General features: G+C 59.2%; 21 protein-coding genes. 10 read left to right on the top strand and 11 right to left on the bottom strand.

Going from position 1 to position 18779, the window contains the following annotated elements:
* Nucleotides 1-87: 87 nt before the first annotated feature.
* The 5 genes from AFK63_RS01335 to AFK63_RS01315 all read left to right on the top strand — a co-directional run bounded on the left by AFK63_RS01335 (nucleotide 88) and on the right by AFK63_RS01315 (nucleotide 4021).
* Complete coding sequence (locus AFK63_RS01335; protein WP_038867573.1) at nucleotides 88-942, top strand: SDR family oxidoreductase; 855 nt, start codon at nucleotides 88-90, stop codon at nucleotides 940-942.
* A 108-nt stretch (nucleotides 943-1050) separates the two neighbouring features.
* Nucleotides 1051-1422: a lysozyme inhibitor LprI family protein gene (locus AFK63_RS01330; RefSeq protein ID WP_038868348.1), complete on the top strand. Its 372-nt coding sequence runs from the start codon at nucleotides 1051-1053 to the stop codon at nucleotides 1420-1422.
* Between the two features lie 85 nt (nucleotides 1423-1507).
* Entirely contained in the window at nucleotides 1508-2332 is an 825-nt protein-coding gene (locus AFK63_RS01325; protein ID WP_038867572.1) for an AraC family transcriptional regulator, read from the top strand.
* A 59-nt stretch (nucleotides 2333-2391) separates the two neighbouring features.
* The gene (locus AFK63_RS01320) at nucleotides 2392-2973 is read left to right on the top strand and encodes a DUF1349 domain-containing protein (RefSeq protein WP_038867570.1); all 582 of its coding nucleotides are present in this window, start codon (nucleotides 2392-2394) and stop codon (nucleotides 2971-2973) included.
* Between the two features lie 79 nt (nucleotides 2974-3052).
* Nucleotides 3053-4021: a DMT family transporter gene (locus AFK63_RS01315; protein ID WP_038867568.1), complete on the top strand. Its 969-nt coding sequence runs from the start codon at nucleotides 3053-3055 to the stop codon at nucleotides 4019-4021.
* Between the two features lie 31 nt (nucleotides 4022-4052).
* Here the strand turns inward: AFK63_RS01315 and AFK63_RS01310 are convergent, their stop codons facing one another.
* Nucleotides 4053-5726 carry a methyl-accepting chemotaxis protein gene (locus tag AFK63_RS01310; protein WP_038867566.1) on the bottom strand — a complete coding sequence of 558 codons (1674 nt, stop codon included), beginning with the start codon at nucleotides 5724-5726 and terminating at the stop codon, nucleotides 4053-4055.
* A gap of 243 nt (nucleotides 5727-5969) precedes the next feature.
* Between AFK63_RS01310 and ytfE the strand changes: the two genes are divergently transcribed.
* Complete coding sequence (ytfE, locus tag AFK63_RS01305; RefSeq protein ID WP_038867564.1) at nucleotides 5970-6635, top strand: iron-sulfur cluster repair protein YtfE; 666 nt, start codon at nucleotides 5970-5972, stop codon at nucleotides 6633-6635.
* A 67-nt stretch (nucleotides 6636-6702) separates the two neighbouring features.
* Here ytfE and cycA read toward each other — a convergent pair whose 3' ends face one another.
* Both cycA and fklB read right to left on the bottom strand, forming a co-directional pair.
* The gene (gene cycA, locus AFK63_RS01300) at nucleotides 6703-8115 is read right to left on the bottom strand and encodes a D-serine/D-alanine/glycine transporter (RefSeq protein WP_038867562.1); all 1413 of its coding nucleotides are present in this window, start codon (nucleotides 8113-8115) and stop codon (nucleotides 6703-6705) included.
* A 288-nt stretch (nucleotides 8116-8403) separates the two neighbouring features.
* The gene (fklB, locus tag AFK63_RS01295; protein WP_007709296.1) at nucleotides 8404-9024 is read right to left on the bottom strand and encodes an FKBP-type peptidyl-prolyl cis-trans isomerase; all 621 of its coding nucleotides are present in this window, start codon (nucleotides 9022-9024) and stop codon (nucleotides 8404-8406) included.
* Nucleotides 9025-9215: 191 nt separating this feature from the next.
* Between fklB and AFK63_RS01290 the strand changes: the two genes are divergently transcribed.
* Entirely contained in the window at nucleotides 9216-9794 is a 579-nt protein-coding gene (locus tag AFK63_RS01290; protein WP_038867559.1) for an OapA family protein, read from the top strand.
* A gap of 72 nt (nucleotides 9795-9866) precedes the next feature.
* Here AFK63_RS01290 and rplI read toward each other — a convergent pair whose 3' ends face one another.
* The 5 genes from rplI to yjfP all read right to left on the bottom strand — a co-directional run bounded on the left by rplI (nucleotide 9867) and on the right by yjfP (nucleotide 12211).
* Nucleotides 9867-10316 (bottom strand): 50S ribosomal protein L9, encoded by a 450-nt coding sequence (gene rplI, locus AFK63_RS01285; protein WP_038867556.1) that lies wholly within the window; start codon nucleotides 10314-10316, stop codon nucleotides 9867-9869.
* Between the two features lie 41 nt (nucleotides 10317-10357).
* On the bottom strand, nucleotides 10358-10585 hold the full coding sequence (gene rpsR, locus AFK63_RS01280; RefSeq protein WP_000135199.1) for a 30S ribosomal protein S18: 228 nt from the start codon (nucleotides 10583-10585) through the stop codon (nucleotides 10358-10360).
* A 4-nt stretch (nucleotides 10586-10589) separates the two neighbouring features.
* Nucleotides 10590-10904 carry a primosomal replication protein N gene (priB, locus tag AFK63_RS01275; RefSeq protein ID WP_032966206.1) on the bottom strand — a complete coding sequence of 105 codons (315 nt, stop codon included), beginning with the start codon at nucleotides 10902-10904 and terminating at the stop codon, nucleotides 10590-10592.
* Nucleotides 10905-10909: 5 nt separating this feature from the next.
* Nucleotides 10910-11305 (bottom strand): 30S ribosomal protein S6, encoded by a 396-nt coding sequence (rpsF, locus tag AFK63_RS01270; RefSeq protein WP_001216673.1) that lies wholly within the window; start codon nucleotides 11303-11305, stop codon nucleotides 10910-10912.
* A 177-nt stretch (nucleotides 11306-11482) separates the two neighbouring features.
* On the bottom strand, nucleotides 11483-12211 hold the full coding sequence (gene yjfP, locus AFK63_RS01265; RefSeq protein ID WP_038867553.1) for an esterase: 729 nt from the start codon (nucleotides 12209-12211) through the stop codon (nucleotides 11483-11485).
* Nucleotides 12212-12414: 203 nt separating this feature from the next.
* On the opposite strand from yjfP, the gene bsmA reads away from it, so the two are divergent.
* The 3 genes from bsmA to AFK63_RS01250 all read left to right on the top strand — a co-directional run bounded on the left by bsmA (nucleotide 12415) and on the right by AFK63_RS01250 (nucleotide 15214).
* On the top strand, nucleotides 12415-12723 hold the full coding sequence (bsmA, locus tag AFK63_RS01260; protein WP_038867551.1) for a biofilm peroxide resistance protein BsmA: 309 nt from the start codon (nucleotides 12415-12417) through the stop codon (nucleotides 12721-12723).
* 135 nt (nucleotides 12724-12858) lie between these two features.
* Nucleotides 12859-13134, top strand: coding sequence for a YdgH/BhsA/McbA family protein (locus tag AFK63_RS01255; RefSeq protein WP_038867549.1), 276 nt, complete (start codon nucleotides 12859-12861; stop codon nucleotides 13132-13134).
* A gap of 148 nt (nucleotides 13135-13282) precedes the next feature.
* Nucleotides 13283-15214, top strand: a complete 1932-nt coding sequence (locus AFK63_RS01250) for a methyl-accepting chemotaxis protein (protein WP_038867547.1) — start codon at nucleotides 13283-13285, stop codon at nucleotides 15212-15214.
* Here AFK63_RS01250 and AFK63_RS01245 read toward each other — a convergent pair whose 3' ends face one another.
* From AFK63_RS01245 to AFK63_RS01235, 3 genes are all read right to left on the bottom strand, one after another.
* Nucleotides 15215-16849, bottom strand: a complete 1635-nt coding sequence (locus tag AFK63_RS01245; RefSeq protein WP_038867544.1) for an isovaleryl-CoA dehydrogenase — start codon at nucleotides 16847-16849, stop codon at nucleotides 15215-15217.
* 89 nt (nucleotides 16850-16938) lie between these two features.
* Nucleotides 16939-18126, bottom strand: a complete 1188-nt coding sequence (locus tag AFK63_RS01240; RefSeq protein ID WP_038867542.1) for a glutathionylspermidine synthase family protein — start codon at nucleotides 18124-18126, stop codon at nucleotides 16939-16941.
* Nucleotides 18127-18777, bottom strand: a complete 651-nt coding sequence (locus AFK63_RS01235; protein ID WP_038867540.1) for a DUF1190 domain-containing protein — start codon at nucleotides 18775-18777, stop codon at nucleotides 18127-18129.
* Nucleotides 18778-18779 lie beyond the last annotated feature (2 nt).

Raw genomic sequence — 18779 nt, 5'->3', positions numbered from 1 at the left:
GGATACTTACCTTTTTGTGCGTACTTACTAAAAGTGAGTTTGAGTGATAGTGTGCCACAACACACACCAGAGACAAAGGAAAAGACCATGATCGCGATTACCGGCGCTACCGGCCAGCTTGGCCAGCGCGTTATCAACACCCTCCTCAAAACCGTTGCGGCGCAGAACATTGTCGCTATCGTTCGCAACCCGGCGAAAGCCGCCGCGCTCGCGGAACAAGGCGTGCAGGTACGCGCCGCCGACTACAGCGACGTCGCGGCGCTGACCTGCGCATTACAGGGCGTGGAAAAGCTGCTGCTCATCTCCTCAAGCGAAGTGGGCCAGCGCGTGGCGCAGCACCGAAATGTTATTGAGGCCGCCAAAGCCGCAGGCGTACAGCTCATCGCCTACACCAGCCTGCTGCATGCCGACCGCTCGCCGCTCGGGCTTGCCAATGAACACGTCGCCACCGAGAACATGCTCGCCGACGCGGGCATCCCTTACGTGCTGCTGCGTAACGGCTGGTACACCGAAAACTATCTGGCGAGCGTGCCGCCTGCGCTTGAACATGGCGTGTTTATTGGCAGCGCTGGCGACGGGAAAATCGCGTCCGCCAGCCGTCAGGATTATGCCGACGCCGCCGCCAAAGTATTAACGCTTGATAACCAGGCCGGGCGCGTGTACGAACTGGCGGGCGACGAGGCCTGGACGCCTGGCGATCTCACCGCGCTGTTAAGTCAGACTACGGGCAAAAACGTGGTGTATCAGAACCTGAGCGAGGCGGATTTCGCTGCGGCACTTACGGGCGCGGGCCTGCCGGAAAGCTTTGCGGCACTGCTGGCGGATTCTGATATCGGCGCGTCCAAAGGCGGTCTGTTTGACGACAGCCATCAGCTCAGCGCGCTCATTGGCCGCCCCACGACGCCGCTTGCGACCAGCCTGCGCGCGGCGCTCGAAAAGTAATATTTCGCACGCGCCAAATCTGGCAGGCTGATTTCCCTGGGCCTGCCAGATACAATGCGCTCGCCTGCCGAAGGCGCTCACAACAATAAACTGAAAACAGGGATCTTCATGAAAGCACATATTCTCGCTCTCCCGCTGCTGCTGTGCAGCGCCGCCGCATGGTCGATGAGCTGCGACAACCCGCGCAGCCCGTATGACACCACCTACTGCGCCGCGCTGGAAATGGTGCAGGGCGACCGCGACCTCAACCAGCAGTACAAAAACACCATGGCGGCGCTCTCGCCTGCGCAGAAACAGATCGTGAAAAACGCCCAGATCTCCTGGCTGAAAGTGCGTGACCACGAGTGCGCGGAAGACGCCACGCTGCTGCTCGGCTGCGTGAATGAAAAAATGGCCGCCCGCATCGCGCTGCTGAAAAGCATCGAGCGCGAGTGCCGTAACTCCGGCTGCGACGACGCCAATCTCTCCCGCATCGAATAACCGTCAGGTTAATTAATTGTTAATACCGGTGGCTAAGCCCGCAGTTGTTCTTATAATGAGGCTTCACCTTTAGTGGAGAGCCACCGTGCAAGGCGTACCCGAGCAGTTCTTCGACGAACGCGACAGCGCCCGCTTCCGACAGTTGCCCGCGCTGCCGGGCGTTGAGCTGTATCACGCCCATATCGCCCGTTACGCCTTTGAGCCTCACACGCATGAAGCCTTCGGTATCGGCGCTATCGAACTCGGCGCCGAGCGCTTTCGCTATCGCGGCGCGCAGCATGTGGCGGCAGTGAATTCTCTGGTCACGATGAACCCCGATGAGCTCCACACCGGCGAGGCGGCCACTCAGCAGGGCTGGCGCTACCGGATGATCTATCTGGAGCCACGGACGCTGGAGCAACTCACCGGCGAGCGTTGCTGGTGGTTTGGCGAGGTGGAACGTCATGACCCGCTGCGCGCGCGCCAGACAGGTCAGCTTATCGCTGCGCTCTGGTCCGCGCCGGATACGCTGGCGCAGCAGGGGCTGTTGCTCGATATCATCGACACGTTCCGCCCCTACGCACGCCATGCGCCACAGGCGACAACCGACGGCGCGCACCGTTTCGACCGGGTGCGCGACTATCTTTACGACAATTACATGCAGCCGCTGACGCTCGATGACATCGCCGCCGAGGCGTCGCTCAGCCCCTATCATTTCCAGCGCCAGTTCAAAGCCCGCTATCACGTGACGCCGCATCAGATGCTGATGGCAGTGCGGCTATGGCGCGCCAAGCAGTTTCTCGCCGCCGGGATGCCCGCCGCCGAAGTGGCCGCCGCCGCAGGCCTGGCCGACCAGGCGCACCTCACCCGCGCGTTCACCCGCCGCTACGGCATTACCCCCGCACGCTACCAGAAACAGGTGGCCCGTTAAGCGCGCATTCGCGTCTCGCCCGGCTATAATTCAGGCACATTCGGGAACGGGGAACATAAATGGAAACTCTGGCGAACGGACGCTGGCTGAACGAACCGGCCAGTTGGCGGCTTGACAATAACGCACTGCATGTCACTACTGACGCGCAAACGGATTTCTGGCAAACCACCTGGTATGGCTTTCAGCGCCATTCCGGGCATGTTTTCGGCGTGGAGGTGACGGGCGATTTTACGTTTCAGGTCCGCGTCGAAGGCGCCTTCACCACGCTGTATGACCAGGCAGGATTGCTGCTGATGGCAGATGAACACCACTGGCTGAAGGCAGGCATTGAGTATAACGACGCGCAGCCAATGATAGGCAGCGTGCTGACGCTTGAGCGCTCCGACTGGGCGACCGGCATTTTCCCCGCCGCCCAGCAACACTTCTGGCTGCGCCTGACGCACCAGAATCACTGCCTGCGGCTTCAATATTCCACCGATGGCGAAACCTGGCCGCTGCTGCGCCTGTGTCCGTTCCCGGATGCGCAGCGCTATTTTCTGGGCGCGATGTGCTGTACGCCGACGCGCGCCGGGCTGGAGGTCACTTTCTCCGATTTCCGCCTCGGGCCGCCGAACGGTAAAGATTTGCACGATCTGAGCTAATGCGCAGCAAGCTGGTACAAGACGCGCGTTTTTGCGCCCCGCTACACTTGCCCGCTGTACAGCAAAGTGGGTGGTGGAGATGTTAACAGGCGTGTTTTATGCCCTGCTGGCGGGGCTGATGTGGGGGCTGATTTTTGTCGGCCCGTTAATCGTACCGGAATACCCGGCGGTGTTGCAGTCGATGGGGCGTTATCTCGCGCTGGGCCTGCTGGCCGTACCGCTGGCGTGGGCCGGACGCAAGCGGTTAAAACAGCTCAGCGTGCGCGACTGGCTGACCGCGCTGGCGCTGACCATGATGGGCAATCTTATCTATTACGTGTGCCTCGCGAGCGCCATTCAGCGCACCGGTGCGCCTGTTTCCACGATGATCATCGGCACGCTGCCGGTGGTCATCCCGGTTTTCGCTAATTTGCTTTACAGCCGACGCGATGGCCGTCTGCCCTGGCGACGCCTCTTTCCGGCGCTGGCGGCCATTTTCTGCGGGCTTATCTGCGTAAACTTCGCCGAGCTGCGTCAGGGCCTGCCGGGCTTCACGCCCGCCCGTTACGGGAGCGGCATCGCGCTGGCGGTCATTTCGGTTATCTGCTGGGCCTGGTATGCGCTGCGCAACGCGCGCTGGCTGCGAGAAAACCCTGACAAACACCCGATGATGTGGGCGACGGCCCAGGGGCTGGTGACGCTGCCGGTTTCACTGGCGGGTTATATTGCGGCATGCCTGTGGCTGGCAGCAGGCGACAGTGGTTTCGCGCTGCCCTTCGGCCCGCGTCCCGGCGTGTTTATCGCGCTGATGGTGGCTATCGCGCTGTTTTGCTCATGGATTGGCGCATTGTGCTGGAATATTGCGAGCCAGCGTCTGCCGACGGTGATCCTCGGGCCGCTTATCGTTTTCGAAACCCTGGCCGGGCTGCTCTATACCTTTTTACTGCGGCAGAGTATGCCGCCGCTCCTGACCCTGACCGGCATTGCCCTGCTGGCGCTGGGCGTGGTGATGGCGGTGCGGGTGAAAGTGGTGCCGGTCGCGGAACGCGCGCCACAGGAGGCGCGATAAAAAAAGGCCCGTCGGTGACGGGCCTTAAGGCTCAGAAGGTTTCCCAGTTGTCGCTGCCGCCCGCCGGAGCGGCTTTCAGGCTCGCCGTCGGCGCTGGCGTGCTGAAGGACGGCGCCTTCGGCGCAGCGCTCGCCATGCGAGACTGGGCGCGGTTGAGTTTAAAGACCGCGACCGCCTCGTTCAGCTTGCCCGCCTGATCTTCCAGAGCGGCGGCCGCCGCGGCGGATTCTTCCACCAGCGCGGCGTTCTGCTGCGTCACTTTATCCATTTCGGAGACCGCAAGGCCGACCTGATCGATACCGCGGCTCTGCTCGTCGGACGCGGAGGCGATTTCGCCCATGATATCGGTCACGCGGGTCACCGCGCCGACCACTTCTTTCATGGTTTCGCCCGCTTCGCGCACCAGCTGCGAGCCTGCGTCAACGCGGTTGCCGGAGTTCTCGATAAGCGCTTTGATCTCTTTCGCGGCCTGGGCGCTGCGGCTTGCCAGCGTGCGGACTTCACCGGCCACGACGGCGAAACCGCGGCCCTGCTCGCCGGCGCGTGCGGCTTCTACCGCCGCGTTAAGCGCGAGGATATTGGTCTGGAACGCGATGCCGTCGATAACATTGGTTATCTGGGCAATCTGATTAGAGCTGGCCGCGATTTCATCCATCGTGCGCACAACGCCATCCACAACCTCACCGCCTTTCAGCGCGGTTTCCGACGCAGTACGTGCCAGCTGGGTCGCCTGACGAGCGTTATCGGCGTTCTGTTTCACCGTCGCGGTGAGCTCTTCCATGCTGGCGGCGGTTTCTTCCAGCGACGCGGCCTGCTGCTCAGTGCGGGAAGAGAGATCGTTGCTGCCTGCGGAGATTTCGCTCGCGCCGGTGAAGATGGTGTCGGTGCTGTCGCGCACGGTGCTGACCGTGCGGGCCAGCGACTGCTGCATGTCGTGCACATTGCGCGCCAGCAGCGCCATTTCGTTATTGCCGTGAGCATCGATAGGCTGCGTCAGATCGCCTGCGGCAATCGCGCGGATGTGGCCCATGACGTCATGCAGCGGCAGCAGCAGGACGCGACGCATCGCCACCCAACTGACGATAATCACAGCCAGCACCAGTACCATAATGGCAGAAAGGATCCACAAAATGCGCTGGTAGTCGCTTTCGTTATCTTTCACGCCCTGACTGGAGAGCTTCGCCTGCTCGGCGCGCCATTCGTGATAGACCACCTGCATCGCGTTTTGCTTCTGCTCGGCGTTCTGCTTGAACATCCCTTCCAGATCGCCTGCGGCCAGCAGTTTGTTCATCTGCGCGAGCGTCGAGGAGTAGATGCGATACTGCTCTTCCAGACGGTCAACGACCTGCTCATTCATGCCCGGCGTTTCCGGCAGCGCATAGTAAGTGTCGTAATGGCTTTTCGCGTCCGCCAGCAGTTTGTTGGCCGTGGCAACGAGTTCATTAAGCTGGCCGCCGTTAATCTGATTCGCCATGCTGCTTTGCAGGCGCAACATGCCGCGGTTCAGCGTGACGCGCGTCTGGTTGAGGCTAATCCAGGCGTCGGTAAATTCCGCCACGTTCTGGCTGGAAATTTGCGACACGTTAAAGTTGTCTTTGTCATTGTTGAGCGCGCTAATGAAAACGCCTGCCGCGATAAGCTGCATGGCGCCCAGAACGATCAACACGGTGATTAAAAGAGTAATGACTTTTATACGTTTAAACATGAATGACCTTAGTGCAGGTGTAAACTGATGTGTATCTATCGGCAGGTCATTCGGGTTATTTAACGCGCAGGCCGCGATACGATGCGGTTTCCAGTTATTTCCTGATAGCTATCAGTAGTTTAGTCATGAAAATATTTTTGTGACGCACCTCTCATTTTAATCCCCCTCCTCTAAAGGGTTATAGCCTGCCGATAAAGATGCATTTAATATGCATCTTATACAAATGATGAGTGAGGTACTGCTATGGCCTTCCGCGACCAACCCCTTGGCGAACTGGCGTTAACCATCCCCCGCGCCTCCGCGCTGTTCCGTAAATACCATCTCGATTTCTGCTGCGGCGGCAAACAGACGCTGCTGCGCGCCGCAGAGCGCCAGGCTCTCGACCTGGACGCCATTGAACGCGAGCTGGCGATGCTTGCCGACGCGCCGCTGGAAAAGGACTGGAAAACCGCGCCGCTTGCGGAAATCATCGATCACATCATCGTGCGCTACCACGACCGTCACCGCGAACAGCTGCCGGAGCTGATTTTGCAGGCGACCAAAGTGGAGCGCGTCCACGCCGATAAACCGGGCGTGCCGAAAGGGCTTGCTAAGTACCTGACGATGCTCCATGAGGAGCTGACCCGCCACATGATGAAAGAAGAGCGCGTGCTGTTCCCGATGATTAAACAGGGCATGGGCAGCCAGGCGATGGGGCCAATTAGCGTGATGGAAAGCGAGCACGACGAGGCGGGCGAACTGCTGGAGGTGATTAAACACACGACGAATAACGTGACGCCGCCGCCGGAAGCCTGCACCACGTGGCGCGCGATGTACAACAGCATTAACGAGCTTATCGACGATCTGATGAATCACATCAGTCTGGAGAACAATAATTTATTCCCGCGTGCCCTCGCTGGCGAAAAATAAAGGCGCCCTTTCGAGCGCCCCGGTAACTTGACCTTTTGGGCCCGATACGTGGGCCCTTTTTTATGGCTTAGCGGCGAAAGTTCGCGAGACGCTTCTTGCCAATAAACAGCCAGCACACGCCGAGCACCACAAACCACAGCGGCGTGACCATCAGCGCCTGTCGCGTGTCATCTTCCAGCGTCAACAGGGCGATAACAAATACGAAAAACGCCATGCAAACCCAGCACATCACCTTGCCGAGCGGCATTTTGTAAATTGACTTCTCATGCAGGTGCGGGCGCTGCTTACGGTATACCAGGTAAGAGCACAGGATGATGGTCCAGACGAACATAAACAGGATAGCCGACACGGTGGTGATCATCGTGAAAGCAGTGATGACGTTCGGGTTGATATAGAGCATCACGACGCCGCCCAGCAGGCAGATACAGGAGAAGGTCAGCCCTTTTGCCGGTACCGCGCGTTTTGAGAGTTTGGCGAAGGCTTTCGGGGCCACGCCATCCTGCGCCAGACCGTAGAGCATACGGCTGGTAGAGAAGACGCCGCTGTTAGCAGAGGATGCCGCAGAGGTCAGCACCACGAAGTTAATCAGGCTCGCCGCCGCCGGCAGCCCCACCAGCACAAACAGCTCCACAAACGGGCTCTTGGTCGGGACGACCGAGCTCCACGGCGTCACGGACATGATAATAATCAGCGCGAAGACGTAGAACATAATGATGCGGACTGGAATGGAGTTGATCGCACGCGGCAGCGATTTTTCCGGGTCTTTGGTTTCGGCGGCGGTGGTGCCGACCAGCTCAATACCGACAAAGGCGAAGACCGCTATCTGGAAGCCTGCGAAGAAGCCGCTCAGCCCTTTCGGGAACCAGCCGCCCTCATTCCACAGATGCGCGAATGACGCCTCGACGCCGGTCGGCGATTTAAAGTGCATCAGCACCATCACCAGCCCCACCACGATAAGCCCGACGATGGCGACAATTTTAATCATCGCGAACCAGAACTCCATTTCGCCGAACATTTTCACGGTCGCGAGGTTAAGGGAGAGCAGGAGCACAACGACCGCCAGCGAGGCGACCCAGTCTGATAATCCAGGGAACCAGAACTGAGCATAGGCGGTGATCGCCACGACATCGGCCATGCCGGTGACCACCCAGCAGAACCAGTACGTCCAGCCGGTAAAGTATCCCGCCCACGGCCCGAGCAGATCGGCGGCGAAATCGCTGAAGGATTTATATTCGAGATTGGAGAGCAACAGCTCGCCCATCGCCCGCATGACGAAGAAGAGCATGAAGCCGATAATCATATACACAAAAATGATCGACGGGCCGGCGAGGCTGATGGTTTTGCCGGAACCCATAAACAGCCCGGTGCCGATAGCGCCGCCGATAGCAATCAACTGTATATGACGATTAGTAAGATTACGCCGTAGCGACTGCTCGGCCGGCGCCTCAGCAGCGTCAGCCACTTTGATTTGATCTGACATGTTCGTTTCCTGTACCTGTCTGTGTTGTTGAGGCTCTGCTGGCCTCTATTTACGCGTCGAAATGACGATGTCCTTGGCAAAACATCATCGATATTAGGTAAGAATCGGAGGGTTGAATACTATGATTTAAATATAATGTTAATTTTATGTTTAAAATGGGTGGCAAATCACTTTCACTTCGCGAAATGCATCACAAAAATACCCGCAATCCGCTTATTATCAAAATAAAATCGCGTCATTTCACTTACGGGAAAACAAATCCCCGCCGCAGCGGGGATCAGGAAACCGTTACAGGATTTCCAGCAGTTCGACTTCAAATACCAGCGTGCTGAACGGCGGAATGGACGCGCCCGCGCCGCGCTCGCCGTAAGCCAGGTTGTGCGGAATAGTGAGTTCCCATTTAGAGCCGACCGGCATCAGAGTCAGCGCCTCGATCCAGCCTGCGATAACGCCGCTCACCGGGAATTCCGCCGGTTCGCCGCGCGCGACGGAGCTGTCGAATACGGTGCCGTCGATAAGCTTGCCGGTGTAATGCACGCGGACGCGATCTTTACGAGAAGGAATCGGCCCCTCGCCCTGGGTCAGCACGCGGAATTGCAGACCGGATTCGGTGCTGTTTACCCCGTCGCGCTCGCGGTTTTCGTCCAGGTATTTCTGGCCTTCTACTGCCATCTCCTGCTGGCGCTCGCGGCGCACTGCATCGGCGCGTTCGTGGATCTCACGCAGCGCGCGATGCACGACATCAACAGGCACGGCAGGCTGGTTGCCTTCCAGCGCGTCACGCAGCCCCGCCACCAGCGCTTCCGGCAGCAGCCCTTGTAAGCCTGACTCGCGCAGTTGCTGTCCGACCTGTAAGCCAATACCGTAGCTTGCCTGCGCTTCGATGGTGTCAAAAGAAGGGGTTGTCATGGGGTTATCCTTTCTCAATGGGAAAATTAGCGGGCAGCATAACAGCAGCGCCACGTCGGGTAAAATAATCCTCCGGCGCGCGGGATGCCGTGGCGCTCACGAATGCGCGCTTTACTACCGGCATCAAACAGTTAGCGCGCTATAATGGTACACTGGCGCGGCGATAGCGTTGGAGTAAATGAGGAGAAGACATGCCCGGACGAATTAAACCGCTGCTGGCGCAGATATGGCACGCCCCGGACCGTATCCGGCTGATGGATCCGCTGCCCCCGGCACACCGACGCGGCATTATTCTTTGCGCGATAGTCATCGTGCTGTGCTTTCTATGGCCTTCTCCCGACGCGCCGAATACGCCGCAGCGACGCGACGCCGAACTCGATTTCAACCGCACGCCGGAGCCGCCCGTCCAGCCGCAGGCTGTCTCTCCCGCAGAAACGCCTGAGGCGAACGTTCAGCAGCCCGCTTCCGGCGCGCCGGTACAACCCTTCCAGAATAACGATATTGAGCAGCAGTGGCGCACCTATCGCGTAGAGTCCGGCAAAACGCTGGCGCAACTGTTCCGCGACCATAATCTTCCGCCGGAAGATGTCTATGCGATGGCAAAAGTGGAAGGCGACGGGAAGCCGCTCAGTAATCTTCAGCAGGGGCAGATGGTACAGGTGCGTCAGAATGCCAGCGGCGTCGTGACGGCGCTGACCATTGATACGGGCGATAACCAGCAGGTGCTGTTTACCCGCCAGCCGGACGGCAGTTTCTTACGCGTACGCTGAATATTTTCAGCGGCTCAGAAAAGCAAAACGCCGGCGCGAGGCCGGCGTTTTTACGTGCAGTCGAGTAAGAACTTACTCAGCAACCACGTTTACAATCACTTTAGCGAATACTTCGCTGTGAACCTGGAAGTCCACTTCGTGTTCGCCAGTGGTACGCAGAACGCCGTTCGGCAGACGAACTTCGCTCTTAGCCACGTCAACGCCAGCTGCAGTGACAGCGTCAGCGATGTCGCGAGTACCGATGGAACCGAACAGTTTACCTTCGTCGCCCGCTTTGGACGCGATGGTAACGGTGCCCAGCGCATTGATTTTCTCTGCGCGAGCTTCAGCAGCGGACAGAACGTCAACCAGTTTGGCTTCCAGTTCAGCACGACGTGCTTCGAAGAACTCAACGTTTTTCTTGGTAGCCGGCACAGCTTTGCCCTGCGGAACCAGGAAGTTACGAGCGTAGCCCGCTTTAACGTTTACCTGGTCGCCCAGGCTGCCCAGGTTTGCTACTTTATCAAGCAGAATAACTTGCATTACCTTATCCTCTCAAAGTCGTATTAATGGACCGTGACCGATTACTGATGACGATCAGTGTACGGCAGCAGGGACAGGTAGCGAGCGCGTTTGATAGCGCGAGCCAGCTGACGCTGGTATTTTGCACGGGTACCGGTGATACGGCTCGGGACAATCTTACCGCTTTCGGTGATGTAGTTTTTCAGCGTAGCGATATCTTTATAGTCGATCTCTTGAACGCCTTCCGCGGTGAAACGGCAGAACTTGCGACGACGGAAATAACGTGCCATTTGGCTAGTCTCCAGAATCTATCAATTCAATCTGCTCGGCATGCAGCACCATTTTGCTCAGTCCGTTCTTTGCCTTGTGGCAACTGATGAACCCCTGAACGGTGACTGCCGTACCGACCGTTATACTGTGAGTAATGGCCTGGTTTTCATGCCCGCTGATTATTACAGGCATCTGACACCACGCCTGCCGGTGGAAACCGGCCTCCTCCTGCACAGAACGATGCTCAAGCACGAACTGGCAATGAGGAATTCCTGATGGGCTGACCTTACGAAGGGGTGCCCTGCACACGGTGCCGGACAACACCAGACGGTTGGCCATCAGAATTACTCTTCAGAATCCCCAGCTTCAGCATCATCTGCGGTTTCGTTAGCGAAATCATCGCGACGCTCGCGGCGCTCGTCTTTCGCTTTAACCATCGGAGAGGCTTCAGTTACGGCGTGCTTGGTACGCATAACCATGCTGCGGATAACGGCATCGTTGAAGCGGAAGGTAGTTTCCAGCTCATCGATAACTTCCTGCGGCGCTTCAACGTTCATCAGAACGTAGTGTGCTTTGTGCAGTTTGTTGATCGGGTAAGCCAGCTGACGGCGGCCCCAGTCTTCCAGACGGTGGATCTTGCCTTCTGCACCAGTGATGGCAGCAGAGTAGCGCTCGATCATGCCCGGAACCTGTTCGCTCTGGTCAGGATGGACCATAAAAACGATTTCGTAATGACGCATCGAATTGCTCCTTACGGATTATTCAGCCTCCTGTCTGGGTCAGCCGCGGCCCGGGGAGGCAAGGAACGTGATTAAAGGGCGGCTGAAAAATTGACGCGTCATTCTACTTTCGCACCCCGGTAAACTCAAGGTAATTGGTAAAAAAAAGTGCAATGGCGTTTTTGCCTGGCGCGGCGCTTAACAATGGCGGCGGAAAAAGGCCACTGCCGCCTCCAGCGCTTCGGGCGTGATGCGGTGTTTAACCCCCGCCTGCCAGGCGCACGTGAGATGCGCATCAAGCCCGCCCCCGCGCAGCGCGTCGGCGAGACGCTGGCTCTGCGCCACAGGCACTACATCATCGTCTTCGCCGTGCCAGAGCAGCAAGGGGCGATCCGCGACGCGCGTCAGTTGCGTGTCGACATCCCAGGGCGCCAGCGCGGCCCGAATGGCGTCAGCCTCACCGGCATCCGGTGGGAAGAGCGTATGGGAGAGCGAGGTGAAGTAACCGGAGCCCATTAGCGCCGCGACTGCCCGCACTTCGGGGTGATGCGTCATAATGCCGAGCGCGGTCATCGCCCCCATCGACGCGCCGCCGATAGCGAATTTGCCTTCCGCCACCAGCCCTTCTTCTCGCAGCGCGTCATAAAGCCGCGGATATTCCGTGATGGCCGCGTGAAGAATATGCCAGAACTGCGTCATGCGGCGCGCCGCGTCACCGCTAAAGCGCGCGCCGTGATCGGGCGCGTCCGGCATCACTACGCGAAACCCGGCCTGCGCCAGCGCGACGGCGAAATAGCTATAGACCGTTTTGGACGAGGCAAAGCCGTGATAAAACAGTACCGTCGGCAGCGCCATTGCATCCGCGCCTGCCGGTGCGGCATGCAGCGCTTCGATGCCGGCAAACCGCCGTGTTGAAATTTCGATCATACTTATCTCCTGCGCAACGTCATTCGGCAGGTATGCCATGATGTACAGACGAGCGCAACGCGTAAGGGTTTTTAGCGGGTTGAGAGATGGATTACGCTTTTGCAATTTTATAGTGAAAAAAGCGCGCTTTACCTGGCAAAACCGGGATATTCAACGCCCTGATTCCCTTACACTCACTACACTCTAAGCCTGAGGTAACGAGAATGCTTATGCGACGGCTCATTCCTTTATTTATGGTGGCGACACTCACCGCGTGCAGCGCCCTGCAGGGCACGCCGCAACCTGCGCCGCCGGTGGCGGATCACCCACAGGAGATCCAGCGTTACCAGACGCAGGGGCTCACGAAAATGGGCACCGTCACCACCCTGCAATATGGCTCGCCAGACGATGCGCTGCGCGATATCGCCGCACAAGCGGGTGCCGCTGGCGCGGATTACTATCAGGTGGTCTCTAATGACGACACCCTGTTGCCGGGCCGCTGGCACGCGCAAGCCATTTTGTACCGAAAGTAAGCGTAAGCCGTCGTTTTATTTAGCAAAATTTACACTGCTTTGCGTGCATTGATCGTACCTGCTGCACAATAGCTTTCGGACTGCGCCGGGAACCGGAGCGCTGCGTTTATCGAAACAGGTGTAAGGGAGCTGACAATGAAACGATCGCTGGCTTTAACGTCGCTGTTGTTATCCGCGGGTCTGATTACCACTTCCGCGCAGTCCGCTGAAGAGGTGAACGCCGATCGGGTCACTGGCTTAAATGAAATCGGCGTTATTTCGGTCAATGATATTTCCGGCACGCCGCAGGAGATAGAAAAAGTCATCGCTTATAAAGCGGACGAGCAGGGCGCGGCGTATTATCGAATTATTCAGATGCATGAAAATCACCGCCCCGATAACTGGCGGGTGCAGGCAATTATCTATAGTTGAACGTTCTTTAGCTAAATTTTGTATTTTATTTATCCTTGCAATGATCTAAATCAATTTAACTTGAAACAAATGGTTACATTTAGCCACTAAATGTTAGCGCTCACGTGCCGTTGAAGGTGCGGAATATTAAGCGCACATGGGCTAATTTATGACACTTTCATTTCAACGCTGGGGACTGGGCGCGAAGCTCTCCTTCCTCACGGGCGTCGCAGTAGCGGCGCTTTTCCTGTTATTCACGTTTGCTTTAAGTCACAAAGCCAGCCAGCAGCTGGAAGCGCTGGCGCTCGAAGATCTGCATAACCAGACCACCAGCGTGGTGGATATGGCGCAGATGTTCGACAGCAGCCTCAATGAAGAGGTGGCGAGCTTCACAAAACTCTTTAACAGCTTTATTCCGCAACCTGTCAGCCGCGACGACAGCCAGATGCAGAGCATTAACGGCATTAGCGTGCCGATGCTTAAGGGCGGCGAGACGTCCCTGCATGAAAACAACGCGCTGCCTGACGACTTTCTGGCCCGTACCGGCGCTATCGCTACGCTGTTTGTGCGCAGCGGCGATAACTTCGTACGCGTGGCGACCTCGCTTCGCAAAGAAGACGGCAGCCGCGCTATCGGCACACAGCTCGACACCGCAAGCCCGGCATTCGCGCCTGTGATGAAAGGCGAAACCTACCGCGGCCTGGCGCTGCTGTTCGGAAAACGCTACATCACGCAGTATGAACCGGTAAAAAACGCCAGCGGCCAGGTGATTGCCATCCTCTTCGTCGGGGTCGATATCACCAACTCCTGGCAGGTGATGCGCAATAAAATCCTGAGCCGTCGCCTTGGTGAGAGCGGGCATTTCTACGTTATCAACCGCGCGCCAGGCAAAACCTACGGCCAGTTCCTTTTTCATCCGAGCGAAGAAGGCAAACGTCCGGCATGGCCGGAGGCGATCCTGACCCCGGTGCTGACGCAGCCGCAAGGCACGCTGGAGATGAAAAAGCCGGATGGCCGCACCGCGCTGCTGAGCTTTACGCAACTGCCGGGCTGGAACTGGGCGATTGTGGGCGAAGTAGACAAAGCGACGCTGCTCAGCGGCGTGAACAGCATGCGCAACCAGTTCCTCGCCGCCGGGGTGATCGTGTCGCTGCTCTTTGCGGCCGCCTTTGTCTGGACCGTTCGCCGCTGGCTCACCACACCGCTGCGTAACGTTATCACGCTCGCGCGCCAGTACGCCGCAGGCGATCTGCGCGATACCATCGACACCCGTCGTCACGATGAAGTCGGCCAGCTTATCGATGCCATTAACGGCATCGGCAACGGCTTACAGCAGATCGTGACGCAGGTGCGCGATGCCGCAGGCGAAATCAGCCAGGGTACCCGCGCGCTGGCGTCCGACAGCGGCGAGATCAGCGAGCAGATCAACAAGCAGGCCAGCAGCGTGGAGGAAACGTCCGCAAGCATGGAGCAACTGGCGGCCACGGTACAGCAGAACGCCGCGAACATGGAGCAGACCCAGGGCCTGGTGAAAGAAGCGTCCGACGCCGTACAGCAAGGCGGCGCGACCGTCAGCAACGCGGTGACCACCATGAACGACATCCGCAGCGCCTCCCAGCGCATCGCGGATATCACTCACGTGATTGAATCTATCGCCTTCCAGACCAACATCCTGGCGTTAAACGCCGCGGTGGAAGCGGCGCGCGCGGGCGAGCACGGCAAGGGCTTCGCGGTGGTGGCTCAGGAAGTGCGGGCGCTGGCGGCACGCAGCGCCAACGCGGTCAAAGAGATAGAGCAGCTCATCAGCGACACGCTCGCCAAAGTGAGCGAAGGCCATGCGCTGTCTGAGCAGACGCGCCAGGCGATGGAGTCGATCATCGGCCGTATCGGCCAGATCAACCAGTTGGTCACGGAGATCAACCACGCCTCGCACGAGCAGTCTGCGGGTATTGGTCAGGTGAATATCGCCATGCATCAGATTGGCGAAGCCACTCACATCAATGCCGAGCGCGTGACGCGCAGCGAGCAGACCGCACAGGTGCTGCGCGAGAAAGGTCATCACCTGAACGAGCTGGTGAGCCTGTTCCGCCTCAAGGCCTGATCAGCCTGCCCCGCCCGTGGCGCGCAGCAGCGCCTGCGCCAGCACCGGTTCCGGTAGCGGGCTGTCGCCACGGGTATCCAGCATCATCCGACACCAGGCCTGCGCCAGCGGCGGCGTCAGCGAACGCAGCACCTGAGCGCCGGTCGCCAGTAAAAAGAGCTGGCCGGTAATGGCGCGCCCGGCCGCTTCATCCGGGCGACGCAGTTGCCCGGCCAGTTGCCGCCACGCGCGATCAAAGTGCCGGTCCTGCCCTTTCACCGCATCAAACTCGTCGCTCAGCATCTCCATCACGCCCGGCTGGCGCGCCAGCACCCGCAGCGCATCAAGACACATGATATTGCCGGAGCCTTCCCAGATACTGTTGACCGGCATCTCCCGGTAGAGACGCGGTAGTTCGCTCTCCTCGCAATAACCAATACCGCCCAGCGCTTCCATCGCCTCCGCCACAAACGGAATGCCGCCTTTGCAGACGCTATATTTCGCCGCTGGCGTAAAAAGCCGCGCAAAAGCCACTTCATGCGGCGATTCGCGCTGCGCCCAGGCGCGCGCAAGACGAAACAGCAGCGCGGTCTGGCCTTCCAGCTGAAGCGCCATGCGCCCCAGCACCTGCCGCATTAACGGCTGGTCGATAAGGTTTTTGCCGAACGCCTGACGCTGATGCGCGTGATAGAGCGCCACCGCCAGCGCGCGGCGCATCAGCCCGTGGCTGCCGAGCGCGCAGTCAAAGCGCGTCATGCCGCCCATCCGCAGGATCTGGCGCACGCCTTCGCCCTCTTCCCCCAGCAGCCAGCCGAGCGCGTCCAGAAACTCCGCCTCGCTGCTGGCGTTTGAGCGATTGCCAGTTTTCTCTTTCAGGCGCTCCAGCCGCACTGCGTTACGCTGCCCGTCCGGCAGAAACCGCGGCACGAAAAAGCAGGAGAGCCCGCCTTTCGTCTGCGCCAGCACCAGATGCGCGTCGCTTTGCGGCACCGAGAAAAACCATTTATGCCCCACCAGCCGGTAGGCTTCGCCCGCGCCGCGCCGGGAAACAGGCTCCGCGCGGGTGGTGTTGCTGAGTACATCCGAGCCGCCCTGCTTTTCCGTCATTCCCATGCCGATGAGCAGCCCGCGTTTCTGGGCGCCGGGTAGCAGATGGGTATCGTAGCGATCGCTGGCAAGCGGCGCGCGCCAGTCGGCGAACAGCGGCGGCAGCTGGGCCTGAAGCAGCGGCGTGGCGGCGAAGGTCATGGTTATGGGGCAGAGCGTGCCCGCCTCGACCTGCGCATGCAGCACAAAGCGCGCGGCGCGCGCCACCAGCGCGCCTTCGCGCGCGGTCTCGCTCCAGGGAAGATTATGGACGCGGTTGGCGCACAGCCCTTGCATCAGCAGGTGCCAGGCCGGGTGAAAGCGCACGTCGTCGAGGCGCTCGCCACGGGCGTCGTAGCGCAGAAGCTCCGGCGGGTTGACGTTGGCGAGCCGTCCCAGCTCCAGCGATTCAGCGGTACCGAGCTGCTGGCCGATACTGGCGAGCAGCTCCGCGTCCCAGCCTGCGCCTTCGCGCAGCACTGCCTCGCGCAGCGCCGTATCGGAAAGAAAAAGATTGCTGTTATTGAGCGCGACGGGCTGGTTAAACACCGTATGGGTTTGCCAGTGCATATTCCCTCTCCTTACCTGTGGCAACGCCAGTAAGTATGGATGGCGAGGGAAAAGAAACCGCCCGCGCGCTTCACAAAAGCGAAAAGCCGTCAGCCGGCGATGTAATGCGGAACGAAGCGTGAGGTGTCTTTGGTGATGAGCGAGCCATCCTCACGGATGCCGATACCGGCAGGCTCGTCGCCGACGACCCAACTGCCAAGCAGCGTATAGCTGTCGCCAAAGCGCGGCAGCGCCTGAAACGCCTGCCAGATCACCGGTTCATGGCCGTAGTCGCCGTCTTCCTGCGCCAGCACGCGCGCGTCGTTATCAAACAGCGTCACATTGCCGCCTTCGCGTGAGAAGAGCGGCTTGCGCACATAGCCTGCGTAGCCGGAAAGCGCCTGCGCCACCTCGTGCCGCTCGCGTGAAAAATCGTCGGCAAACCAGGACGGCAGCAGGTTTGGGTGCCCCGGAAAATGCGCCCAGAGCAGCGGCAGCAGCCCTTTATTGCTGAGAATGCTTTTCCATAGCGGCTCATACCAGCGCTCGGCACGCTTGCACAGCAGCGGGCCGTTGTCGTCGCGCAACATCCACTCCAGAGGATAGAGCTTAAACGCCTGGCGAATCACCTTATCGTCCAGATCCGTCAGCACGCCGCCGAGACCCAGCCCGATATCCTCGATATAGATAAAGCGCGTCTCCAGCCCCGCCTGACGCGCGCAGTCCTCCAGATACAGCACCGTGCCGCGATCCTCTTCGGACGCCTGACAGCAGCTGAAATAGAGCGGATCGGGTGTGGTTATTCCGGCCAGACGGGCGATCAGCTTTTCCTGGATAGAATTGAACTGATCGGCGTCGCGCGGGATCGTGCCGTGGCGTCGCGCGTCTTCCAGCCACTGCCACTGAAAATAGGCGGACTCATACAACGAAGTGGGCGTATCGGCGTTGTACTCCAGCAGCTTCACCGGCCCCTGCCCGGTCCAGACAAAATCCATGCGTCCGTAGAGGGACGGATCCTGCGCTTTCCAGCTGTCGGCGATGGCATCCCAGTACAGCTCGGGGATCGCAAGACGCTCAAGCATCGCCTGATCGCGCACGGCGCGATCGACTATCTCAAGACACATCTCGTGCAGCTCGGCGGTGGGCGCTTCTATCTGTTCTTCAATCTGGCGCAGCGTAAAGCGATAGGCGCGGCTTTCATCCCAGTAGATCTCATCATCGATGATGTGAAAGTGAAAGCCGTGTTCATGGGCGATACGCGCGAGATCGGGCCGTACCGGTGTCTGATGGCGGAGCATTTAGCCTCCCCAGCTGCTGCGGGAGCCTGATGAGCGGCCAAAGCCGCCGCGGGAAATCGTCGTGGCGCTACGGGTCACCAGGCCGTGGCTGCTCGCCGTCGTGCTTTTACTGCCGCGCCAGACATAGTCGCCAGAGCCATTTTGCCACACGGGGCGCGTGTAGTAATAGTGATAACCTGTGCTGGAGGTGTAATACGTCGAAGAAGAGTCATCCAGCTCACGCTTTTTATTCGCGTTGCTGGCCAGCAGAAAGCCGGCCATCATCGGCACCCAGGTTTTCGCCGCGCCGTCGTAGTAGCAGGCGTTGCCGTAGCGGGTGCTGCAGGCATCCCAGGTGAGATTCGGAGGAATATCTTTTTCGAATTCGGCTTTAGCGGTGTTCCACGCATTCGTGCACATGTCTGCCGGATGACCGTCGGCGCTGCACTCTTGCGGCGTCGCGTAATACACCCCGTCGCCGTCATTGTCGTTATCGCCATCATCCTGACAGGCTTTAAGACCGAAAAATGCCGCTCCGCCCATAATGGCGAGGGTTAATATTTTCGGCCCTTTCCTGTCCGGCTCCGGGCGCGAATACGATTTTAAATCGGCGCCCTGCGCCACCGGATTGAACGGTTTTTTCTTACCGCGTTTTTTCCTTGCTGCCGCCATGT

Origin of the sequence: Cronobacter muytjensii ATCC 51329 (assembly GCF_001277195.1) — a bacterium.
GTDB lineage: Bacteria > Pseudomonadota > Gammaproteobacteria > Enterobacterales > Enterobacteriaceae > Cronobacter > Cronobacter muytjensii.
The sequence above is the reverse complement of the archived record's forward strand: the minus strand, read 5'-3'. Positions and strand labels throughout refer to the sequence as shown.